The organism is Aquimarina sp. MMG015, assembly GCF_018100855.1.
GTDB lineage: Bacteria > Bacteroidota > Bacteroidia > Flavobacteriales > Flavobacteriaceae > Aquimarina > Aquimarina latercula.
Map to the genome: position 1 here is coordinate 290,705 of NZ_JAGJEB010000002.1, position 25,265 is coordinate 315,969.

A 25,265-nucleotide genomic window follows, 5' to 3' on the forward strand; every position below is an offset into this window, starting at 1 on the left:
ACCGCCTCAAATTCATATATTATTTTATTAGCACGATATTATTATCATCTATACTATATTCAATCTCCATTGAACTAAATAAAGTTTCTAAAGCAGTTTTTAAATCTTTGTGAGTTATTGTACCTGTAAATTGTAAGTTCTCATATTTTTCAGGTAATTCTATTTTTGTTTGGTAGTACTTTTCTAGATCAATGACAATTTCCGATAAAACGACTTGATTATATTTGCTATAGCCATCGATCCACTCAGGTTTTTTTGTAGTATGAGAGTTACTAGATAATTTATTTTCTTTTGCGGATATAGATTCTCCTTTTATTAGTATTTTTTGTTCTTGATTATAGGTAACATTTACTTTTCCTTCATAGCATTTAACTTCAAATATTTTGTTAGTGGCATTTACATTAAATTGGGTTCCAAGTACTTTAATACTTCCAACTTTGGTCATCACCGTAAAAGAGCTTCCTTTTACAACATCAAAAAAAGCTTGTCCTGTTAAATATACAGTTCTATCCTCAGTCCATTTTTTTTCATTATAGGATACTGTTGATAATGCATCCAAGGTAATTTGTGAACCACCAGGGAGATCTATTGTCTTTGATTCTGCAACTAATGTATTTATGGTTTTGGTTTGATTAAATAGATAATTCCAAGAAAAATATCCTCCAGTAATCAATATTGCTATACTAGCGGCAATACTAAGCCATTTACTTGTTTTATTCTCTTTCACAGGAGTAGGAGAGATGACAAGTTTTTTACGCTTTTTAAGATCTTCAAGGCCTGCTTCGGTATCAAATTTTTTTACTTTCCAAGTATCAATATCATCTAAAACTACTTTTAATTCATCTAATTCTCCAGACGTATCAAGCTCTTCTTTTTCGTCTTTATTTAAACGATTATCTAACCATCTAGTGATTAAATTGTCTTTAGTAAATTTGTTTTCCACGCTTAAATATTTTTGATTACAATCATTTTATATACGTTTCGATTTCTAAATTACCCAACCTGATTATATATTATGTTTTTGTAATTCTGTTATCTCTTTAAGTTTAACCAACGCTTTAGCAATTCTTTTTTCTACTGCTGTTTGACTAATTTCTAATTTTAGCGCAATTTCTTTAAAAGTAAGTTTTTCGATTCTATTTAATAAAAAAGCTTCTCTTTGCTTTTCTGGTAGAGCAGAAATAGTAGCTTCTATTTTTTGTCTAAATTCTTTAGTTCTTAAATGAAAATAAGGGTCCTCATTGTCCATTATTGGAGAACTATTTTTTTCAAATTTTAAAACGACTTTTTTAGATCTTAAAGAATCGATGTATAAATTTTTTGATACTGTATATAGAAAACCAACTGCCTTTTCAAAAATAATTGTTTTACACTTAGCCCATAGTTTAATAAATGATTCTTGTACAATATCCTCAGCCTGATCTAAATCTCCAAACTTAAAATAGAGATGATTTCTAAGGCTTTCAGCGTGAGTTTTATACAATGTATTATACACCTGTTCCTCGCAAACTGAGAAAGATTTATCCATCGTTTTCAATTAATTATAGGTAAATATATAATAAATTGTTAAAGGAATTTAATTTTATAAAAACAATCAAATACTATACTTTCATATTTCATTTTTAGTCTATAAAAGGATCAGCATATTTTTCATCCCTTATAAATTCTTCATCAGTTAGTGTATTTAAAAAATCTATTAAAGCTTGTTTATCGTCTTCAGATAAATTTAAACGACGAACATTGTTTCCTTGGGTTAATCTATTATCTAAATTCGGATTGTTCTGTACACCACTATTGTAATGTTCAATAACCTGTTCAAGTGTTCCAAACCGACCATCGTGCATGTAAGGTGCTGTTAATGCAATGTTTCTTAGAGATGGAACTTTAAATTCTCCTAGATCGTTATTATTTCCTGTTATCCCACCAACACCAAGATCCGTAATTGTAGCATCCAATCCATTATTTCTCGCATTATCTCCTACAAAAACATTAGTAGCATGGCAATCAAAACATCTTGTTTGATTACTCATGAAAAGAGTTTTTCCTCTATTTTCGGAGTCTGTAAAATTAGGAAAATCATTATTTATATTTTGACTTTGCGCTAATCCATTGTCAAATTTTGATTGGTATGAAACTATAGAACGTATAAATTGAGATAACGCTAATGCTATTCTCTCACTGGTAATGGTTTCATCACCAAAAGCATTTCTAAATAAAACAGTATAGTATTCTTCATTGGCTAATTTTGTTTCTAATTCTGGTAAGGTCATACCCATTTCTACTAGATCCTGAATTGGCATTAATGTCTGTATTTCAAGTGTTGGAGCTCTTTCGTCCCAAAAAAACCTTCCATTATTATAAAATTTTGCGTTAGATAATCCCATGGAATTTCTAGCTGTCAATCCACCGTCAAAACCTACACTAAACTGTCTTGGATCAGAAAATCCATTCTCTTGAATATGACACGATGCACAGGAAATAGTATTATTTAAAGATAGTTTATTGTCATAAAAAAGAACCCTACCTAGGGTTGCACCATGATCAGTAATCTCATTATTATTTGGAGTATTATCCTCAACTTGTAATTCATTATTTAAGAAAAAATCAGGCAATGGAATATCAGCATAATTAAAAGGTGATGTTGGTAAATTTAGTGTTATAAACTCTGTAGAAGTACTTGGAATATCTGTATAATCATCCGTACTACATGAAATTGAAATTATTAATACTAAACAAAGGGATGGAATATATTTTTTCATATAAAACTACTTTTATTATCAAACAGGTTAATTAATAAGAACTAAAGCTATTAGTATTAGTACTTTGTTTTTAATACGTATTTGAAATAGACTTACCCAACCCTACATTTCAAAAAAATAGTATATCCTTTTTTTAGGAGTTATGTATTAATGAATTTTTAGATAAATTAAGCAATGCACTTCGTTATGTATAGTTTGTGAAGAACCAAACCTATAGTATTATCTGAAGCGAATTATAGAGATCTACTTACGAATTCTCATTTAATTAGGGCGAAAAATTATTTAGAGAATGTAACTACTAATGATAGCGTAAATTTGAGCACCCTAGAAATTGGTTGACCAATTTATATTTTGTTGAAAAACAATGATATAAGTAATAGATATGTGATCATTCTAATCTTGTTTTCTAGATACAACTAGTAATAGGGCATTATAGGAGATTAGTGAAGAAGGTGCATAATATGATTGAATAATTAACGTAACTATTATGCTACTCCAATTTTTACCAATTCTTTTACCGTTAACTGTATTACTATTTCAGATAACCTCTATACAGTTATTTTCTAGCAGACCTTTATTTATTACACATTCTATTCTTAGGAAAATTATACAAAAGCAGAATTATTTTACACTGAAGTCTACACACACTAGATTTAATTTATATAAGACTGTCAACCATAAATTTATTTCAAAAATTAATCCGTTCGGTATGGAAAGTACCATTATCCTAGTACCACAACATAATAACAAAAACAATACTTAAAACTCTTAAACAACCTATTAATAAACCATCATGATGAAAAAAATACTATTCATTCTTTTAGTCTTTACTATTGGGAATTTAGTTTCTCAAACTACTGTCAATTCTTTACAAGCCTTATTACCTTATTTAAATGACAGTAATGCAAACGTAAAATTAGCCCCAGGAACATATTCTATTACAGCAGCAGATGTTGCTGCTGGAGATTTTAGTAATCCGCTTTTACTTTTTGAAGGGAATAACAGCGCCTATGATTTTACCAACGTTACTATAAATATTGACACTGAAGTATTAAGCAGTTTTGGAAATGTAGATGTGAATTTACTCCAGATTTTGGGAAATAATAATACGCTAAGAAACCTGAAGTTAGTTAATGTAGGGAATAATGCTCCAAGAAAGAGAGCGCAAACAATAGTTATGGATGGATCTGATAATTTATTAGAAGGGTTTCATATGACTGTTCGAGGTTCGTATCCCTATGGTTATGGGGATGCCTTTGGTAAAGGTGGCGGTCCAGTTATCGGTCATCGTAAACATTCGGCATTGTTAGTGCGTGGAGAATCTAATCATGTAAAAAATTGTACGTTAATCCATAGATCTTATGGGCACGCAATTTTTATGCAAGCTGCCAGCAATCCAATTATTGAAGGTTGTTACATAGAAGGGGAGATGCGTTCCACCGATGATATGCTTAAAGAAGAAGGTACAGGTTCTCCTGCAGATAATGTGGATTTTATGACTGTTTGGGGATATAGACTTCCTCCAGGATATATGATGAGTACTGGAGAAGGTGGTATACGGGCGTATAATGCGGGTACAACTTTTATAAATGGAGAAATTATCGAAAGAGGAACCTCTAATCCCACCGTTCGTAATTGTACTATAAAACATATGAGAACCGGAGTAGTGTTAGCACATGCTTCTGGAAATGTGATTGCTGAAAATTGCACAGCTATAGGTTGTGAGCAAGGTTTTGGTTTAGGGAGTGGTACAGCAATTAATTGCAAAGCAGATATTTCTCATGGGCACGCTTTTAAAAGTACATATGATAATGATAGCTGGGATCTTGATATTGAAATTATACCAGCCGTAGATCCTTATTATAATGGCCAAAAATGTATTGCCTTTATCGGAATGGATAATTCAAATTTAACCTTAACCGGTGGCGACCCGAATCTTCCTTCGGATTATAGAATTCAAATTGGTGGAACACTTGACGGAGTTCGCTTCAAAAATGGAAATTTAGATTATCAAAGTACCCATAATGGCAAGAATAATAAGGTTATTAATAATACTAAGCATCCAATAGTAATTGCATCTGGTAGTACAGGTTCTTCTATAGAAACTTGTGGTTCGGTAACAGATAATGGTTCCAATAATAGTATAACTAATACAAATGATTGTGAAACCCAAACATCATTTACTCCAGACCCAAACAAAACATATTACATAGATTCTCCAGCACACAATCTTCGACTAGCGTCAAACGGATCTAGCGAGGATCCATATACTACTTCGACGACCACTACAGGAGATAATGTAGCTTGGAAATTTGTAGACAAAGGCAATGGATTTTGGCATATACAAAGAGCTGCTGGCGGTGCTAAACCACGTTTACGAACAGACAATTCAGAATTTGCTGATATGCAAGAGACTAGTTATTCTGGAACATATACTTATTACAACTTTACACAAGGGACTAGTTCTGGTACTCACTTTTTAACATTACCAGATGCCCCTTCAGGGAGAAAACGTTTACAAATTAATAGTGAAGGTTTAGTTCGTTTCATGAGTTCTAGTTTAAATGGAACTTGGGAATCATTTTCTATAACTGAAGTAAGTACCAATAACAATGAATCTAGCACTATAGTGCATATTACAAAACGTAATGCGACAGGCTTTGCTATAGACGGTATGGGTGATGGAACCAACGGACAGAATGTGTATTTATGGTCTGCCAATCAAAATAATGTAAATCAACAATGGATTGAGATTGATCGTGGTAATGGCTATTATTCCTACCAAAAGATGGGAACTAACTATTGTATAGATGGAAATGGCGGTGGAGCTGATCGACAAAATGTGTATTTGTGGGAATGTTCACTGAATAATCAAAACCAACATTGGAAAAAAATATCAGTTGGAGGTGGAGCGTATAAACTCATAAAACGAAATGCATCTGGATATGCTCTTGATGGCGGTTCTAATGGAGCAAATGCACAAAATATACAGCTTTATGATGCTTCAAGCACTAGCCAAAATCTACAATGGATAATTACACCTATTGATAATATCAAGACTCCAGAGATTTTCGAAGGTAATCCAGTATTCATGTATCCAAATCCTGTAGTAAGTACTGTAACTATTACGGGTGCTGATAACTCAATCATTAGAGTATATGATATGAATGGAAAAGAAGTATGGTCAAAATATGTTTCTAATAATAATGAAACTATAGATCTAAGTTTTCTTTCTTCTGGCTTGTATTATGCTAAGGTGAATGGTTCGCGAAGCTTTTCTACGATAAAAATTGTGAAGAAGTAAACAAGTAGATGATATAAAAAATAAAAAAGATGATTATTAAAAATAGGATAAGTAAACTAATAGTAGTAATACTATTGTTTTTTAATTATGCTTTAGTAAATGCCCAAACTATTGTTAGTTCATTGGTTGAATTTCGTGAAGCGGTACAGAATAGTAATCAAAACATAATTTTAGAATCAGGTGATTACTATCTAGAGGATTTACCTAGCAATTCTAGAGTTATTAATTGTACAGGATCCGGTAATACTATAGATATGACTGGAGCACGTATTAATACCTTGGTGGGGTCTATTAGGGAGGTATATTTTATTATTTCTGGTGATAACAATATTTTACGAAATGGTGTTGTTGAAGATTTCTACAAGAATGGTTTGGATGAAGTGACTGATTTTAGTGCTTATAATAATGATCGATATAATCTGGCATATGGGTTAAGAGGTGATCCTATTATGTCAATTACGGGAAACCAGAATTTAGTAGAAGGTCTTGAAATGATTGTAAAAGGATCTTTTCCTTATGGCTACGGAAGTCAATATGGTATTGGTTCCCAAAACACCTTTGGTTTGAGCAAGCGTTGTGGAATTTTAATTACAGGAAGTGATGGTGGTGGAATTGGAAATACCCTGGATGGAATCACAATGTATCATTATGCTTTTGGACATGGTATTTTTATGCAAAGTGGAGCTTCAGAAACAACAATTAAAAATTGTTATATAGAAGGGAGAATGCGTTTAAGTAACGATATATATAATGATACGGAAACCTATGATTTACCTTATATAACAGATTATAAGTTTCCAACAGGTGATGGTTCTTGGAGATTGCCTTTTGAAGAATCGTATGATATTCCTTTGAATCATGTATATCCTCTTTCTGAAGATGGAATTCGTTCTTATAATAATACAGGAAGTGTAACCGTCGAGAATTGTACAGTAAAACAAATGAGAGGAGGTATTCGTCTCTACTTAGCTTCTAGTGCAACAGTAACTAATAGTCAAGCAATTGATTGTGGTTCTGGAGGAACTAATTATAATATGCCTGCAGGAGGAACAATAATTGGGTCAAGTGGTAATTTTACTTATGCTCCCCTAAGTGATTTTCGTTTAAGTCGTTCTCGTCAAAATATTGAAATGACAATTATTCCTTCTCCTAATGCTATTGGACCTCATAATATAGCAGATATTTTAGGGAATGACCACAATATAATCTTTCATAGAACACCAGGACCTTTAGATTTAGACGAAGAACGTGCAATAGTAGTGTATGGTGATAATTCAACAATTGTAAATGAAACGGAATATACTATTATTCTTGAACCTGGGGCTACCGGCAATACTGTTAGTAGTTGTGGGCTTGTAATTAATAATGGTTCTAATAATAGTATCTCACAATTAAATGATTGTGATACTGTTCCACCACCAAGTTCTAGCTTTACTCCAGATCCCAATAAGACTTATTATATAGATAATCCATATCACAATCTTCGACTAGCTTCTAACGGATCTAGTGAGGATGCATATACTACATCTACGCAGACTACAGGAGATGATGTAGCCTGGAAATTTGTTGCTAAAGGAAATGGATCTTGGCATATACAAAGAGCAGCTGGAGGTACTAAACCACGTTTGCGAACAGATAATTCAGAATTTGCAGATATGCAAGCGACTACTAATTCAGGAACATATACTTATTATAATTTTACTCAAGGAACTAGTGCAAATACACATTTTATAACGCTTCCTGATGGTCCTTCAGGACGGCAACGTTTACAAATCGACAATAGCGGCTTAGTTCGTTTTATGAGTTCTAGTTTAGATGGAACTTGGGAATCATTTTCTATAACCGAGATAACTCCTAATAATAACGGTTCTAGTACTATAGTGCATATTACAAAACGAAATGCGACAGGCTTTGCTGTAGATGGTATGGGCGATGGGGCTGATGGTCAAAATGTTTATTTATGGTCTGCCAATCAAAACAACGTAAACCAACAATGGATTGAGATTGATCGTGGTAATGGTTATTATTCTTATCAAAAAATAGGGACGAATTATTGTATCGATGGTAATAATCAAGGTGCTAACAGACAGAACGTATACCTATGGAGTTGTGCTCAAGATAACCAAAATCAACATTGGAAGAAAGTATCAGTTGGAGGCGGAGCGTATAAACTCATTAAACGAAATGCACCCGGATACGCTCTTGATGGAGGTTCTAACGGTGCCAATGCACAAAATATACAGCTTTATGACGCATCAAACACTAGCCAAAATCTACAATGGATAATTACACCTATTGATGATATTAAGGCTCCAGATGTTTCTAATGATAGCAAGGTAATCTTATATCCAAATCCAGTAATAAATACTGTAACTATTAAAGGAGCAGCAAATTCTATAATCCGTATATATGATATCAATGGGAAAGTATTATCTGTAAAACATATTTCTAATGATATAGAAACCATGGATGTAAGTTCACTAGCACAAGGATTGTACTATATAAAAGTAAATGGGGATACTAATGTATCTACTATTAAGATCAGTAAGAAATAATATTTAAAATAAATACTCATGAAAACCCAATCGTCAAGTAAAAACAAAGTCCTCATATGGATAACTTGTTTTTTTTCTTTATTAGTTCAATTTACATATGGTCAAGACTTTAATATTTTAGTCTTTCACGAAACCAATGGATTCAGACACACAGGGGCCATAAATGCTAGCATTTCTATGTTAGAAGAATTAGGATCCAATACTGACCACGATACCTGGTCTGTTGATAATACTAGGGATGCTTCTGTTTTTACTACTGAGAATCTGGCGAATTATGAGGTCGTTATATTTTCAAATACTACAGGAGGTGGCCTTTTAGATGATAATCAGCAAGCTGCGATGGAAGCTTTTATACAAAACGGAGGTGGATTCCTTGGTTTTCATTCTGCAACAGATACTTATAGAAATACGAATGCTGTATCTTCTTGGCCTTGGTATAATGAATTGGTAGGTGCTATTGTACAGACGAGTCCAAATCATACATCAAATAACTTACCAGGTGTCATGAATGTCCTCGCTAATCACCCAGTTGTTAATCATATTGGAAACGTTGGTGATACATGGGAACACGAAGAAGAATGGTATTACTGGGAACTTAATGGCGGACAGCTAAGTGATACCAATGAAAACCTCTTAGAAGTACAATCTACTGGTAACCAAAGTTATGATGCGACACGACCTATAACCTGGTTAAAAGAGTTTGATGGCGGAAGATCATTTTATACCGCGTTAGGGCATAATGGAAGTACCTATAACGATAATATACCTTTTAGAGAAATGGTTGAAAAAGCAGTACTATGGGTATCTGATAGACTTGATATAGATGAGCCTGTAAATGATTGTGGAAATAACCTAACAAGTCAATGGACTGATCTCTTAGAAAATGATTTAGATTGTTGGGAAGTTTGGATGGGAGTACCACATAGTACAACAGGTTTGCCAGGTAGTAGTAGTAATGTTACTAACGGTTCAGGAACTCCTTTAGGTTTAAATAATGATCCTACCAATGTTTTTTCTATAATTGAGGAAAATGGCGAAAAGCAATTATACATTACTGGAGAAGTATATGGAGGTCTTACTACATTAAATGAATATGATAATTACCATCTTAGTATGGAATTTAAATGGGGTGAACTAAAATGGGAACCTAGATTAGATAGACTTAGAGATAGTGGTATTCTATATCATGCTAACGGTGATCATGGAACTTTCTGGGACGTTTGGAAGTCTTCTCTTGAATTTCAAGTACAAGAAGGAGATTTGGGTGATTATATTGGTTTAGCTGGTACACAAGGTTTGGTTCCCTCAGAAAATAATGGGGGATTAACGTTTACGCCAATGGCGCCACTGAATACAGGAACATTAATCAGAGCAGGGTCAAATCCAGAATTACCAAATGGCGAATGGAACCTATTAGAGATTATTGTAATTGGCGATAGAGCTATTCATTATGTAAATGGTGTTATGGTTAATGCTTTGCAAGATGCTACTTGGAACGGAAATTCTGTGACTAGTGGTCAAATACAAATACAATCCGAAGGAGCAGAATTATATTACCGTAATATTAGAATAAAATCAGAAACTGAATTCCCATCAGAAGATGTTGCAACACTTGGGTGGGGTGATGATCCTACTACACCAATTTGTACTGCTAATGCTCCTATAGGAGAAATGATTGCATTAAGAAAATCTGGTGGAGATCAAAAATGGATTACTATTGCAGAAGGTAATTCTAATTTGATTGCTAACGGAGAAGAAGCTGATAGAGCATTATTTTATGTAGAGGAACATACTAATGGCTGTATTGCTCTTAAATCTGTGAGTACTGATAAATATATTCAGGTAGTTGGAACAAATAGGAATGCAGCGATCCGTGCAACCGGGAATGCTCCAGGAACTTGGGAAAATTTTGGTTGGGAACAAAAAGGATCTAATCAAGTTGCTTTAAAAAGCTTATTTAATAATGGATGGATACAAGCCAATTGGAATGTAGACAATAGTACTCTTTTTCCATTAGGAGACGCAGATGGGACTTGGGAAACTTTTGATTATGAGATAATAAATAATGTGTCAGAAAATACTCTAGTACATATTACTAAACTAAATGCGCCAGGTTTTGCTATCGATGGAGATCATGACGGAGCTAATGCTCAAAATGTTTACTTATGGTCAGAAAATGAAGCTAACGTAAATCAACAATGGATTGAGATTGATCGTGGAAATGGATATTACTCTTATCAGAAACAAGGAACTAATTTTTGTATTGATGGAGATAAAGATGGTGCTAATGGCCAAAATGTATATTTATGGACCTGTATGGATAATAATCAGAATCAACATTGGCAAAAAGTGGCCGTTGGAGATGGAGCATTTAAATTAATTAAACGTAATGCGCCAGGTTTTGCAATTAATGGTGGTAACAATGGTGGTAATGGCCAAAATGTAAACCTGTATGATTCTTCGAATACTAGTGAGAATTTGCAATGGGTTATTACATCTATCGAAGATACCAAAGCACCCGAAGTTTCTAATGACGGCTCTGTAGTTTTATATCCTAATCCAATAATAAATAATGTAACTATTCAAGGTGCAGAAAATTCTATTATTCGAGTATATAATATGAACGGAAAAGTAGTAGTAACAAAAAATATTTCAAGCAATGATGAAACTATAAACCTAGGTAAACTTTCATCTGGTATGTATTATGCTAAAATAAATGGATCGAGAAGTGTATCTACAATTAAAATTGTAAAACAATAAATAATAGTAGTCTTAAAACTTTTGGGAATAAAAGACCTAGTGATTTTATTTCCAAAAGTTTTATCCAGCTCCTAATTCATAATAAATCTATCGAAATTTTGTAAATAGGAGTAGGAGAGAAGTGTTTTGTTTGTTAACTAGTTTATTTATCCTTATTTAATTGTGATATAATTTCCTGTAATGATATTTTAGCTTCTTTCATAACAGGCAATAATGGCCAGATGTGAGGCATGTTCGTACCTTCAACTAATTTGAGATTAACATTTGCAGCCTTAAATTTCTCCACTGCTAATTTTTGATCTGGATATGCGATATCACGTTCCGCTATATATAAAATAGTTTCTGGAAACTGTTCAAAACTTCCATATAAAGGTGAAATCATTGGGTTTTTTAGATCTAAGTTTCCTACACACATTTTTTTTGCACTTAAAATACCTAATTTTGATAGCATTGGATCAACCAAATCAACGTCATTTATATCAGTATTAGACATAGATGCATCCATTACTGGGGAAATAAGAATTATTTTTTTCGGTATTTGTAGATTATTAGATATTATTCTTTGTGTTAGTGTGGTAATTAATGTTCCTCCCGCAGAATCACCTATTAAACAAATTTGATCCGAGGTATAAGTTTCTAAGGCAAGACGATACATTGAATCTATATTGTCAGATATTTCAGTTATTTTATGTTCCGGTGCCTTCGGATAATTACACAACCAAATTGTAAAATCAGTTTGTTTAGAAATAGCTTTGATTGTATCCCAATGATGTTTAGCAGGACCAGAAATAAAAGCGCCTCCATGAATAAATATCAATAATTTATTCTGTTCTTTATTTTGTTGTATTTCTGTTATTGAAGAATCAGAAATTTTAAAATTTCTAGTTACATGTTTTTTGAAAAAACCACCTTTTGGTTCGTAAACATCCTCTTTTCTTAGCTTCCTAAAATCAACAGGATCCTCGCTAAAATTCTTTTTTAACCCCTTTAATTTAATAACTAATAGCGTTAGATAGTATGTAAAACTTTGTTTCATTTATTGACTTTAGTAATTGATATAAGGTACCTATTTGCTAGGTATTGCTCGCTTTAAAAATGTATTCCATATTTTATGAGACATATTTATTTTAAAAATTAATCATCTCAATAACTCTTGTTTCATTATCCGAAAGTTTTATGTGCTGCATGATACCTCCACCTGTCTCATCCCATAACATAAAAGCAATGACATAATATTCTCCTGCTGGCAATCCTGTAAATTCGAATTCTCCTTTTTCATTACACATTGCCTTTCTAGTGTTATGATAACCTTCGGGGTCAGGAACAAACTTTGGAATTCCATCTTCTATATATACATAAGCGGAATCATCATTTTCATAAATATGATTTAATCGTTCTTTAGTATAGGCAGAATATGGATTTAGTTCTATTCTAAAATCTTTTCCAAAACCTATATCTCCATTTTTTGACTTAAATTTTGCTATGCCTTTAATACTAGAACTCCCTTCATTATTGAACCACTTAACATTTTCTTCAATAAACTCACTTTTTATTTTTATAGTTATATCCACTTTTTTGTCCTTATTGGCACAACTACTAGATAGAATAAGTAATACTAGTACTAATGATATATACCTCATGCATCTATTTTTATGTTGTCTTTTCTCCGGGTTTTATTTTCTAAATATGATATGAATATATAATCTATTTTATGAATATTCAACGTTTTCCTATCGAAGATTATATGAAACCATTTTTTATTTTTTTTATAAGACTGGTTTACGAATCATAGTTATTCCTATCCATATAAACCAAATTATTTGACTTATACCAAAGATTTCTGTGAATAGGTCTAATGGATATATTGTTAATATACCTGCAGTTCCAACAAGTATTCCTAAGATAGTTAAAGGTCTAGGAAATGTTTTTTTGTTGAAAGCAACGAGGCTAATAAGTAATACCCAAATCCCACCTACAATTTCATTTCCACCACCAAGTCCTTCAGAAACGATACTTACACTTGACCATGTTTCCATTGCTTTTTCTGGGGATGTATTTCCTATTTCAAGTATCGAATTAAGCCCTATATTAGTTATCATTCCACAGGCGATTACTAATCCAACCCAAATTACACCAAAAACAAAAGCTAATTTAGAGACATCAGGTAAGTCCTTTTCTATGCGTTTATGAATAGCTAGTACTACTATTGATAATAATACACCAAAAAGAATATAGCTTGTAAAATTTAGAAGGGACAAGGTTATATAATTTTCAGATAAAAAAGCTAATTCTTCCTTAGCAGTTGCATTCTTGTCAGGATATTCTAAAACACCGCCGTATATAATGAAAGCAGTAATATAAATTAACCCTTCAAAAATTGAACATAATCCGCCTATCTTCTGTAAGTATTTTGGTGTCATTTTATCCTTTTTAATTAAGACGTTATACTCTTAATATTGTTACTAACGATATTCGAAATAAGCGAAATAGGTATATATTGATGTATTCTTATTATATTTTAAAAAAAAATGTGTAAAAAAAGTGTTAAATTTAACAAGGCTTAATCGTACATCAACACACAAAATCATGAAACTTATTATCACTACATTATTGCTAATTACCTATATCTCTTCTTTTGGTCAAACCAAGCAAGAAAAATTAGAAGAACGTCAAAAAAACAAAGTAGAAATATTTTCTTCGCAAGAAAAGGATAATCTGCAGGCGTTTGTGGAAGCACAAGTGGAGAGAATGAAGCTTTCCGAAAACTTAAGAGACGATTATTATATGATTTTAGGATATCATACAAATAAAATGGCTCGCTTGGACGATAAAGATGCTCAACTCACAGAAAATGAAGTAAAAATAAAATTTAAAAAAATGCTGACTAATCTTGATGGAGATGTCGCCGAGATATTAACAGAAGATCAGTTTAGTATTCATAAAGAAAGTTTTGATAAAATAGTTACGAGTGTTTATAATCGTAATGGTTGGGATAAGAAATGAAATTATGATTAAAGGATTCTATCAACTCTATATAGTTTTAGGTTTTTTATGTTGTTCTCATTTGGTTATAGGGCAAGAAACTGATGTGCAACAAGAAGAACCTGAGACACCTATTTTTAATCAGGAGGAATCGGATTATATAAAAAAATGGTTTAGAACTATAGTAGATGATTCTAATTTAAATGAGGAGACTATAAATCGTTTTAATGTAATCACTTCTTATTACGGCTTAAAAATGAAACAGCTAGGAGAGGACCATAAACTAACAAAGATCGAAATTACTCAAGGCTTTAAGAATCTGGTAAATGAACAAAATAAAGAGTTAAAACAAATTTTACCAGCAGAACAATATGAAAGTTTCTATGACTTTTTTGATAAACTCTCATGGTCAGTAAATAAGCGGTTAAATCAATTATAAATTAATATCTCACACACATATCATTTTTATATGAAGAATATAAAACTCTTTTTTTTAATTTCGATATTACATTTAATAGGATATTCACAGTCATCAAAAACTGTTACAATTGGTATTCTTGCGGATAAGTCTTTTGAGGAGACAATTCCTTTGCTTACTAAACTAAAAGCCGAAATAAAAGGGGTTGTTGGCCAAGATGCAACCATTGTTTTTAGAGAGGCATTAGAAAATGAGTTCGATGTAGAAAAAGCAAAATCAAATTACAAAACACTAGTAAATTCTGATGTTGATATCATTTTGGCTTTTGGGGTTATTAATACTATTATTATTGATAAAGAAGAAGAATACCCTAAACCTGTTATTCTTTTTGGTAGCGCAAATAGTGATTTCTATGATTTTCCAGAAGGTCAAAAAACGTCCGAAATAAGGAATATTACTTATTTGATAACACCTTTTTCTTACACTGATGATCTAACTGTTTTTAAAACTTTATTTAATTATAAAAATATAGGAATTATTGTAGATGATTTTATCCCGGAAATTCTCCCTATAAATAAATTATTTGATGATTATTTTGCCAAAAACGATGGTTCTTATAGGCTTATACCTCTACCTAAAAATGGAAACATTAGTTTAGATTTAAATGGTGTAGATGCAATTTATCTTGCTGGTGGATTTTATTTAAATGATAATCAATTTAAATCATTGGTAACTGATATCAATTTAAAAAAACTTCCTTCATTCTCTGCATTTAGTAAAGAAGATGTAGAAAAGGGGATTTTAGCTTCTAATCAACCTGAAACTAATATAAATCAGTTCTTTAGAAGGATTGCGCTTAATGTAGAATCTATTATTAATGGTGTAAACTTATCAGAACTCCCAATATACCTTGATTACAAAAATGAACTTTCGATTAATTCTAGTACAGCAAAACAAATTGGTTTTCCGCTACGTTATAGTATGTTAGCCAATGTGGATTTTATAAGTGGGAGCAATGATGTCAATACCGGAACATCATATTCTATTATTGATATCATGAACGGAGTAGTGGATAAAAACCTTTCTCTTGAAAACGAAAGAATAAATATTGAATTAAGTAATCAAGATGTTAAGACCGCAAAAAGTAGTTACTTACCAGATCTTTCTGCTAGTGCGACTGGGCTATATATCGATCCAAAAGTTGCGGAGATCTCTAACGGAGCTAATCCGGAATTTTCTACCTCAGGAAGTGTTACGTTAGAACAAGTGATTTATTCCGAAAGTGTTGGAGCTAGTATTACTATTAATGAAAACTTGCAAAAAGCACAAGAAGAAATTTACAATGCTGCAGAGTTAGATGCACTTTTGGATGCATCAGTAGCTTATTTTAATGCATTAATACTTAAAACAAATGTAGAAATACAAAATCAGAATCTTCAAGTAACAAAGAAGAACTTAGATATAGCAGATCAAAATTTTATTGCTGGAGAATCTGGTAAATCAGATGTACTACGTTTTAGAAGCCAATTAGCTCAAAACACACAGAGCTTGATTAATGCAGAAAATCAGAAACAACAGGCTTTCAATGCAATTAATCAATTATTAAATAATCCTATAAATACAGAATTTGATATAAGTGATGCCAGAATATCTGAAGGAATATTTATTAATTATAAATATCAAGATTTTTTAGAAATTCTAGATGATCCAAAATTACGCCCATCGCTGATAAAATTTTTAGTAGAAGAAGCAAAAAGAAATGCACCAGAATTAAAAAACATTGGTTTTAACTTAAAGGCTACGCAACGTACGTATCGATTGAATAATCTTGGTAGGTTTGTTCCTACTGTAGCTTTACAAGGACAATATGATTTAGCATTCTCGGAATCTGGTAAAGGATCAACTATTCCTTCCGGGTTTGCAGCTAGCCCAGATGGCACATATAATGTTGCGTTGAACTTGTCGGTACCTATTTTTCAGCAAAATCAACGAAATATAAATAGACAGACCGCTAGGATTCAAGAGGATCAATTATCTGTGCAAAAAGAAAATGTAGAATTAAACATAGAAAGAAATGTAAATGATATTTTACTAGATTTAATTAATCAAATTGCCAATATAGAAATTTCTAAAATATCTGAAGAAGCTGCCAGAGAAAGCTTAGATCTTACACAAAATGCTTATTCACAAGGTGCAGTTCCCCTTATTCAATTAATCGATGCACAAACTAATTATTTACAAGCGCAACTCGCAAGAGCAACAGCAAATTATGATTATTTACTAACTTCTATGCAATTAGAAAGAGCAATTGGATATTTTTTTTTAATGAATACAGAAGCTAGTAATCAAGATTTTATCCAAAGAGCAAGACAATATATTCTAAATAATAACTAAGTAACAACTATGAAATTCGTAAAACGTATACTCCTGATGGTATTAACTTTTTTAATATTTAGTGCCTGTAAAGATAAAGAGATCATAAAAGAAGAAGTACTGAGACCAGTACAATACCAGGTTGTAGGAACATCAGATACTCAAAATATTAGAACTTTTAGTGGTGTAACCAAAGCTGGTGACGAAATCGAACTGAGTTTTAGAAGTACTGGAATTATAACCACATTAGATATTAAAGTAGGTCAAAAAATAAACAAAGGTGATTTAATTGCTAAGTTAGATAATGTACAAGCCAATCTTGCATATGAACAATCAGTTTCTGCGCTAAATAGCGCAAAGTCTGCTATGAATACAGCAAAATCAAGTTTAGATAGAATAAAATCTTTATATGAAAAAGGAAGTAATTCTTTAAGTGATTATGAATCTGCAAAAAACAGCTACCAAAGTGCATTAGATCAATATGAGTCGGCTAAACGTAACAAAGGTATTCAGCAATCGCAGATTAGTTATGGATATATCAAAGCACCAAAAACGGGTATCATAGCTGCTAAAAATAGTGAATTGAATGAAAATGTTAGTGCAGGACAAGTAATCGCAATATTAAATGCTGGAGACCATACCAATGTAGAAGTAGGGCTACCAGAAAATGTAATTAATAAAGTGAAATTAGGGATGATTCCAGATATTTCTTTATCCTCCTTAGAAGACAAAAAATTTAATGGTACTGTGATTGAAATAGCTCCTATTGTTGGAGAAGGTTCTGCAACATATCCAGTAAAGATCGATATAACAGATCCTGCCAAAGAAATAAAACCTGGTATGACGGCTAGTGTAACGTTCAATTTTAGTAGTGATCAGGATCAATCGGATGCTACATTGATAATACCAGTTAAGGCGGTTGGAGAAGATGGAGAAGGTAATTTTGTGTTTTTAATTACGGCAGAAGATGGATCTATTGCAGTAGTAAAAAAACATCGTATAGAAATTGGAGAACTTACAACCAATGGGTTTAAAATTAAAAAGGGGCTTTCTGAAGGACAAAAAATTGCCACCGCTGGTTTACAAACCTTATTAGATGGTCAAAAAGTAAAATTACAATAATTAGTATCAAAAGAATCAACTATGAATTTTGCTAAATTTTCCATTGAAAAAAATCGTGTTTCTTTAAGTATCCTTGCAGTAATTATGATAATGGGTATGGTATATTATGCGTCACTTTCTCGTGATAGTATGCCTCCATATACAGTTCGTGTAGCTTCAGTGGTTTCTTCATTTCCTGGAGCAAGTCCAGAAAGAGTAGAAGAGTTGGTGACCGATAAAATAGAAAAAATTGCTCAAGAACTTCCTGAACTCAAAAAAGTAACAAGTACTTCTAGAACTGGATTATCAGTTGTTCAGGTGGAATTAAAAATGGAAGTTACTCCAGAGCAGTTACAATCTGTATGGGATCGACTTCGTCGTAAATTAAATACAATTGATGATTTACCTAATAATGTACAACCACAATTAAATGACGATGGTATTGGAGAAGTGTTTGGAATTGCTGTCGGAATTACTAGCGACGGGTTTTCTTATGCTACTATGAAAGAAAAGGCAGATGATCTTAGGGATGATTTAATCAAATTAGAGGATGCAGCCAAAGTAGAAATTAATGGATCACAAGATGAACGTGTTTTTGTGAAGTTTGACAATACTAAATTAAAAGCTTATGGGTTAACTTCTAGCACCTTACAAGGAATTATATCAAGTACTAATATTCTAAATTCTGGTGGTGAAGTAAATATCGAAGAAGAACGAATTATTCTTGAACCAACAGGTAATTTTAATTCTATTACAGATATAGAAAATATGTTAATACCTATTGGGCAAAGCGGACAAGTTGTTAGTTTAGGGGATATTACTAAAATAGAAAAAGGATATATTGACCCTCCTAATCAGAAAGTAAGAATCAACGGTAAAGATGCTATTTCATTGCATATTTCACTAAAAGAAGGAAGGAATATTATAAAATTAGGGGAAGAAATTGATATTTTATTAGCCCAATGGCAAGCGAAACTCCCTATAGGGTTAGAAGTATCTCGATTAGCTTCAATAGACCAATATATAGATCTTAAGATTAATGATTTTCTGGGTAATCTAATGCAGGCCATTGCTATTGTGCTGGCTGTAATGCTTATTTTTTTAGGCTTCAGAACTGGAATGGTAATAGCCAGTTTGATACCTATCGTTACTATTACAACGATTATGGTTATGGGACTTATTGATGTAGGGCTTAATCAGATTACACTCGCTGCATTGATAATGGCTTTAGGAATGATGGTTGATAATGCTATTGTTGTTGCAGAGTCCATAATGGTAAAAATGGAAAATGGAATTGATGTTAAAAAAGCTGCGATTGACTCTTGTGCTGAATTATTTATGCCTTTATTGATTTCTACATTAACCACTTCTGCTGCATTTCTTGCATTCTTTATGGCAGAATCAGTAATGGGAGATATTATGGGACCTATTTTTGTTGTGATTACCATTGCGTTGCTATCATCGTGGATAATTTCGTTGAGTATTATCACTTTATTTTGTGTGTTTTTTCTAAAAATCAAAAAAAGAGAAGATGGCAAAATTGGCTTTTTGGATCGTATGATTAACCTCTTAAAATCTAAGTACAAAGACCTTATTTTAATAGTATTAACTTGGAAAAAGACAGTGTTGATTAGTATTGTAGTTCTATTCTTTTTATCACTGTATGGATTTACAAAACTAGCGTTTGTGTTTTTCCCAGATAGTGATCGTAATATGATCACAATTGATATTAACTTACCCGAAGGAACCAAAATCGAAAGTACTACAGCTACTATATTAAGTATTGAAAAATTTATAACGAATAATTTAAAAGTTACAGAAAAGAGGTCCGATGGTATTGTTGATTGGTCTTCATATATAGGAAAAGGACCTTCATCTTATGATTTGGGATATAGTGCGGATGAAGCAAATTCAAATTATGCTCATATTCTGGTAAACACTTCATCTTTTTTGGTCAATAATGATATGGTAAAAAAGCTAGATGCTTTTTGTTTCGATACATTTCCAGATGCGGATATTAAAGTTGGATTATTAGGGTCAGGTGGTAGTGGAACTCCTATAGAAATTAAAGTATCTGGAGATGATCCTGATAAATTATCAAGTATAGCCGAAGAAATAAAATCCAAACTTTTTAGTATTTCTGGAACTAAAAACATAAAGGATGATTGGGGACCAAAAGGAAAGAAATTTGTTATAGACATTGATCAAAACAAAGCGCAAACAGCTGGTATTACTAATCAAGATGTAGCAATATCATTACTAACGGTATTAGATGGTTTTCAGGCCGGGGAATTTAGAGAAGATGATAAATCTATTCCAATTATAATGACTAGTAATCAAGGAAAACAACAATCTCTAGCTTCTTTAGAAACCCTTAATGTCTATGGTCAAAACTCTGGGAAAAGTGTTCCCTTATTACAGATAGCTAATATTATTCCGAAATGGCAATATTCTAAAATTAAAAGATTAGACCTTACACGAACCATTAATGTTTCTAGCGAATTAACGGAAGATGGAAATGCCTCTGAAATAACTGCGATAATAACACCTTGGCTAAAAGAACAAGAATCAAAATGGGGAAAAGAATATACATACAAATTAGGAGGAGATGCAGAAAATAGTGCTGAGAATATGGGTGCTGTAGCTAATTATCTACCACTTTCGGCATTTATTATTGTAATGCTATTAATCATACAATTTAACTCTTTTAGAAAAATGACGATGATTGTAACTACAATTCCGTTAGGAGTTATCGGTATGGTTATCGGATTACTATTATTTGGTGTCCCTTTTGGATTTATGGCATTTCTAGGTGTAATTTCATTAGCAGGAATAGTGATCAATAATGCAATTGTATTAATTGATCGCATTGAAATCGAAGAAAATGAATTAAAAAGAAAACCCCAAGATGCTATTATTGCGGCTTGTATTCAGCGTTTTAGACCTATTTTATTGGCAACATTTACTACAGTATTGGGTTTAATTCCCTTATATCTAGGAGGTGGAGAAATGTGGGAACCTATGGCAGTAACTATTATGATTGGTTTGTTATTTGGTACTGTAATTACACTGTTATATATTCCATCATTCTATAGTGTATTGTATAAAGTAGATTATAAAGAATATACTTTTAATGATGAATTATTAGATTAATCTTGCATAGTATCAGATACAATGAAAAAAAGATTATTACTTGTTCTAATATTGCCATTTTTTTTAGGCTGTTCTTCTATTAAGTTGATAGACTCATGGAAATCCAAGGATTTTCAATTTTTAAAAGCTAAGAAAATATTAATCGCTGCAAAAAGCCCTAATCTAGAAATTAGAAAATCATATGAAACAGCAATAGCCGATCAATTAAAAGATCATAATATTGATGCAGTGATGATGCATAAAATATTTCCTGATTTCGAAGAAAAAGAGAGAACAGCACCAAAAGAAACAGATCAAATAATAAAACTATTTGTGGATAAGGGAATCGGAGGTGTTCTGGTTACATCTTTAAAAAACACAATCGAGACAAAAAAATCAGATACTCCTCAGCGCGCTAATATACCCGAAGAGTATGAAGGTAAAAGTTTTCTAGCTTTTAATAATGAAGATGATATCAATAACACCTTACCTAAACTTTCTGCACCAGAAAATGGTGGTACTTTGCCTACATCCAAAACGTATATTTTAGAGGCAGTAACCTACGATCTTACCTTAGAGAAAGACAGACAATTAGTAAGTGTTTCTGTAATAGACATTACTGATCCAAAGTCTGCATCTAAGGTACTCGACAATTTTTCTAAAATTGTTTCTAATCAGTTTAAACAATAATGATCATTCCTCATAAAATGTGGTATTATAATAAATCATTAATTCTTTTGTTGTTGTTTATAATTTATGGATGCGGAATAAAAGAACCTATTGTACACCAGCCTTTTCAATTAAATAATGCTCCTAAGAAAATAGCAATATTTTTAGATGGAACGCACAACAATGAAAGTAGCTATACAAATGTATCTAAGCTTTATAATTTAACTACACTACAAAACAATCCCGATATAAGAGCTGTTTATTTAAGAGGTGTAGGGAATGGAGCTGATTTATTGGGAATGATTACCGGATCTGGTATTAAAAGAGAAGTATGTAAAGGGTATCTATATCTTGCAGAAAATTATAATCATCTGCGCGGAGATCAAATTTATATTTTTGGCTTTAGTCGTGGAGCATATGCATCTAGAATTCTCGCTGGCCTTATTTATGTTGCTGGGATTCCAGATTTACAACATATTCCAAAGGAAGAAAGATTACAATTTGTTAGAAAAATTTATGATGCTCATAAAAGTAAAAAGAACCTTCGAGAAAGGAGAGAGGATGTTAAAAAAATAACCAAGCAGAATACCCTAGATCCAAATAATTATAAAATAGAATTTATGGGCCTATGGGATACTGTTGCTGCCCTAGGAATACCTAAATACGATGAAGAATATTATGCGCCGAAAAATAACTATTTTGATCAATTATGTAATGTAAAAAAAGCAGTTCATGCATTATCATTAAATGATAATCGAAGTTCCATATTCACTCCAGTTTTGCTTACTCAAGAACGATTAGTTGCTACTTGTAAAGAAGTTAAACCTGAAGACGTAGTGAATGAAGTTTGGTTTTTTGGCGCTCATTCTGATGTAGGTGGAGGTGCTAAAAACACTAATATTAGTGGAGTTTCCTTAAACTGGATGATTGATCAGCTTACCGAATATAAATTATTACCTGAGAATGTCAATGTATACCAAGATCGTTTTGATAAAACTAACAACCCGGCAAAAGGATTTGTTCGCTTATTTTACCCGAGAAGAAGTCGTAAATTGTCATTTTTAGTATCAAAAAATGGATATAAAAAAGAAAAATTAAAAATACATCAATCTGTTTTAGATCGATTAAAAGTTTCTTTGCAGACCTATGAAATTAACTTAATTAAACTATTTAGTGAGTGTTTTGAGAAAAATGATTTAGGAGGTTATGATTATATAGAGGATACAGAATGCTTTATAATTGAAAAATAAATATGATAAAAAGAGTATTTAAATATCGCTTCGAACTGTTCTTGTTTAGTCAGATAAGTATTCTTTTTGGGTCACTGATTTTACCAGAATATTTTTTTGAAAAATTTATATCACCTTTACTATTCCTTATCAATTTAATAGCAGGAATTATATTGATTTCCAAGAAAAAAAAGGTAATGTGGTTTTTTACAGCTTTACTAATTATATCTGGAATTGTTTTTGGTGCGGGTTTTTTAGAAGATAAGGGAAGTCAACCCTTAAAGTTACTTAATATGGGAGTGTACTTTTTGTTTTACACCATTGTAACTTTTGAAATTATACAACAAATATGGGAAGCTAAGATCGTTAATAAAAATGTGATTTTTGGGCTCATTAGTGGTTATATATCATTGGGATTAATTAGTTTTTTTATTTGTTTGAGTATAGAAATAGTACATCCTGGTTCTTTTGAAGGACTTAACGCAACTGTAGAGCAATCTCAATTATTTACAGAACGTTTGATGTATTATAGTTATATAACCTTAATGACAATAGGATATGGTGAAATTGTACCTGTAACCTCTTTAGCGCAGAAAGCAGCTATTTTGATCGGGATGATAGGGCAATTTTATTTAGTAATTTTAACTGCTATTGTAGTGGGGAAATATATAGGGCAGATTCCTAAAAATAATACAGAATAAAATATAAGAATTATTAGTAAATGATTATTAATTTCTAAGATTAGATAAATACCATTAATAGTAAAATATAGTATTCTTTACAAACTAGATAAACAGATGAAAGCAACTAATTTCTCAGTATACAGTAATCGACTACTTTTTAATGTTTCAGCAATTTTCTTTTTTATAACAGGAAGTATGTGTAGTCAAAATTTAGCTGACCTCTACAATAAAATTAACTCATCGGTTGTAGTTATTGATGTCGTTAGTATTGGATCACAAGGAGAAGGTGTTAATAGAAAATTGGCAACACAATCATCACAAGGTTCAGGTTTTTTAATTTCTAAAGAAGGATTGATTTGGACAGCAGAACACGTAATCAAAGCAGCAGAAGTAATTACTGTAGAATTTGTAGATGGTGATAGGTATGAGGCAGAAGTCATATCTTCTAATCCAAGCGCAGATGTAGCTTTATTAAAAATTAAAGATGAGTTTTTGGTAAATAATAAAACAGTAGCTAAAATTGGAAACTCTGACAATGTCCAGATAGGGGAGGATATCTTCGTTTTAGGTGCTCCTCATGGTTTCAAACAATCGTTATCAAAAGGAATCTTAAGCGGTAGGCACATTCCAGAAAATTTAAGTAACAATTTTATTAAAGTAGAATTTTTACAAACTGATGCTGCTATCAACCCTGGTAATTCTGGTGGCCCGGTTTTTAACATGAAAGGAGAAGTGATTGGTATTGCTAGCAGAATATATACCATTTCTGGGGGATTCGACGGTATTGGATTTGCAGTGTCTTCTAATGTAGCCAAAAAAATATTAATGGAAGATCCAGATACTTGGACAGGAATGGATGCAAGAATAATTTCTGGGGATCTTGCTAAAGTGCTTAATATACCTCAAAGATCAGGTTTGCTAATTCTTAATACATCTACCCAAGGTACAGCCGGAAAACTGGGCTTAAGAGGAGGACAGATCCCTGCTATTATAGATGGTGAACAAATAGTTTTAGGAGGAGATGTTATTTTGGATATTATGGATATAAAATTTGAAAATGATAATAGCGGATATCAAATAAAAGAAAAGATAAAAACATTAAAAAAGGGTGATTCTATTTCCATAACTATTTTGAGAGAAGGTAAAATAGGTACTCTAAAATTCCCGAAGCAATAAATAGTCCAAATTGTTTCATTGGATTATTAGTTTGTTTCAGGTCCATATTTATACGTTTCAGTTTATATAGCCTCTGTTTTCAACAGATCTAAATATACTTTTGACTAAAGATTAAGAAAATCAA

Annotated in this window: 18 protein-coding genes; 12 read left to right on the top strand and 6 right to left on the bottom strand. The window is 32.0% G+C overall.

The window, feature by feature from the left end; all coding sequences use genetic code 11:
* Positions 1 to 19: 19 nt before the first annotated feature.
* From J8L88_RS04580 to J8L88_RS04590, 3 genes are all read right to left on the bottom strand, one after another.
* Entirely contained in the window at positions 20 to 943 is a 924-nt protein-coding gene (locus tag J8L88_RS04580; protein ID WP_211060087.1) for a FecR family protein, read from the bottom strand.
* A gap of 63 nt (positions 944 to 1,006) precedes the next feature.
* The gene (locus tag J8L88_RS04585) at positions 1,007 to 1,528 is read right to left on the bottom strand and encodes an RNA polymerase sigma factor (RefSeq protein ID WP_233557667.1); all 522 of its coding nucleotides are present in this window, start codon (positions 1,526 to 1,528) and stop codon (positions 1,007 to 1,009) included.
* Positions 1,529 to 1,622: 94 nt separating this feature from the next.
* The gene (locus J8L88_RS04590) at positions 1,623 to 2,759 is read right to left on the bottom strand and encodes a cytochrome-c peroxidase (RefSeq protein ID WP_118386178.1); all 1,137 of its coding nucleotides are present in this window, start codon (positions 2,757 to 2,759) and stop codon (positions 1,623 to 1,625) included.
* Positions 2,760 to 3,555: 796 nt separating this feature from the next.
* Here J8L88_RS04590 and J8L88_RS04595 point away from each other — a divergent pair.
* The 3 genes from J8L88_RS04595 to J8L88_RS04605 are packed head-to-tail and all read left to right on the top strand — an operon-like array spanning position 3,556 to position 11,378.
* Positions 3,556 to 6,063, top strand: a complete 2,508-nt coding sequence (locus J8L88_RS04595; RefSeq protein WP_211060088.1) for an RICIN domain-containing protein — start codon at positions 3,556 to 3,558, stop codon at positions 6,061 to 6,063.
* Positions 6,064 to 6,092: 29 nt separating this feature from the next.
* The gene (locus J8L88_RS04600; protein WP_211060089.1) at positions 6,093 to 8,618 is read left to right on the top strand and encodes an RICIN domain-containing protein; all 2,526 of its coding nucleotides are present in this window, start codon (positions 6,093 to 6,095) and stop codon (positions 8,616 to 8,618) included.
* 18 nt (positions 8,619 to 8,636) lie between these two features.
* Positions 8,637 to 11,378, top strand: coding sequence for a ThuA domain-containing protein (locus J8L88_RS04605; protein WP_211060090.1), 2,742 nt, complete (start codon positions 8,637 to 8,639; stop codon positions 11,376 to 11,378).
* Between the two features lie 142 nt (positions 11,379 to 11,520).
* Here the strand turns inward: J8L88_RS04605 and J8L88_RS04610 are convergent, their stop codons facing one another.
* The 3 genes from J8L88_RS04610 to J8L88_RS04620 form a co-directional block, all read right to left on the bottom strand.
* Positions 11,521 to 12,414 carry an alpha/beta hydrolase fold domain-containing protein gene (locus J8L88_RS04610; protein WP_211060091.1) on the bottom strand — a complete coding sequence of 298 codons (894 nt, stop codon included), beginning with the start codon at positions 12,412 to 12,414 and terminating at the stop codon, positions 11,521 to 11,523.
* Between the two features lie 91 nt (positions 12,415 to 12,505).
* The gene (locus J8L88_RS04615) at positions 12,506 to 13,018 is read right to left on the bottom strand and encodes a hypothetical protein (RefSeq protein WP_211060092.1); all 513 of its coding nucleotides are present in this window, start codon (positions 13,016 to 13,018) and stop codon (positions 12,506 to 12,508) included.
* A gap of 126 nt (positions 13,019 to 13,144) precedes the next feature.
* Positions 13,145 to 13,798 (bottom strand): DUF4386 family protein, encoded by a 654-nt coding sequence (locus J8L88_RS04620; protein ID WP_211060093.1) that lies wholly within the window; start codon positions 13,796 to 13,798, stop codon positions 13,145 to 13,147.
* Positions 13,799 to 13,964: 166 nt separating this feature from the next.
* Here J8L88_RS04620 and J8L88_RS04625 point away from each other — a divergent pair, with 166 nt between their 5' ends.
* The 9 genes from J8L88_RS04625 to J8L88_RS04665 all read left to right on the top strand — a co-directional run bounded on the left by J8L88_RS04625 (position 13,965) and on the right by J8L88_RS04665 (position 25,141).
* On the top strand, positions 13,965 to 14,381 hold the full coding sequence (locus J8L88_RS04625; RefSeq protein ID WP_118386185.1) for a hypothetical protein: 417 nt from the start codon (positions 13,965 to 13,967) through the stop codon (positions 14,379 to 14,381).
* Between the two features lie 4 nt (positions 14,382 to 14,385).
* A complete protein-coding gene (locus J8L88_RS04630; protein WP_211060094.1) occupies positions 14,386 to 14,799 on the top strand; it encodes a hypothetical protein in 414 nt (137 codons plus the stop codon).
* 30 nt (positions 14,800 to 14,829) lie between these two features.
* Complete coding sequence (locus tag J8L88_RS04635) at positions 14,830 to 17,172, top strand: TolC family protein (RefSeq protein ID WP_211060095.1); 2,343 nt, start codon at positions 14,830 to 14,832, stop codon at positions 17,170 to 17,172.
* Between the two features lie 9 nt (positions 17,173 to 17,181).
* Positions 17,182 to 18,273, top strand: a complete 1,092-nt coding sequence (locus J8L88_RS04640; protein ID WP_247666414.1) for an efflux RND transporter periplasmic adaptor subunit — start codon at positions 17,182 to 17,184, stop codon at positions 18,271 to 18,273.
* 21 nt (positions 18,274 to 18,294) lie between these two features.
* Positions 18,295 to 21,405, top strand: coding sequence for an efflux RND transporter permease subunit (locus J8L88_RS04645; protein WP_211060096.1), 3,111 nt, complete (start codon positions 18,295 to 18,297; stop codon positions 21,403 to 21,405).
* 21 nt (positions 21,406 to 21,426) lie between these two features.
* A complete protein-coding gene (locus J8L88_RS04650; protein WP_211060097.1) occupies positions 21,427 to 22,074 on the top strand; it encodes a hypothetical protein in 648 nt (215 codons plus the stop codon).
* On the top strand, positions 22,074 to 23,303 hold the full coding sequence (locus tag J8L88_RS04655; protein WP_211060098.1) for a DUF2235 domain-containing protein: 1,230 nt from the start codon (positions 22,074 to 22,076) through the stop codon (positions 23,301 to 23,303). Before J8L88_RS04650 ends, J8L88_RS04655 begins: the two co-directional genes overlap by 1 nt.
* 2 nt (positions 23,304 to 23,305) lie before the next feature.
* Positions 23,306 to 23,983 carry an ion channel gene (locus J8L88_RS04660; RefSeq protein ID WP_118386192.1) on the top strand — a complete coding sequence of 226 codons (678 nt, stop codon included), beginning with the start codon at positions 23,306 to 23,308 and terminating at the stop codon, positions 23,981 to 23,983.
* A 96-nt stretch (positions 23,984 to 24,079) separates the two neighbouring features.
* Entirely contained in the window at positions 24,080 to 25,141 is a 1,062-nt protein-coding gene (locus J8L88_RS04665; RefSeq protein WP_118386193.1) for a S1C family serine protease, read from the top strand.
* Positions 25,142 to 25,265 lie beyond the last annotated feature (124 nt).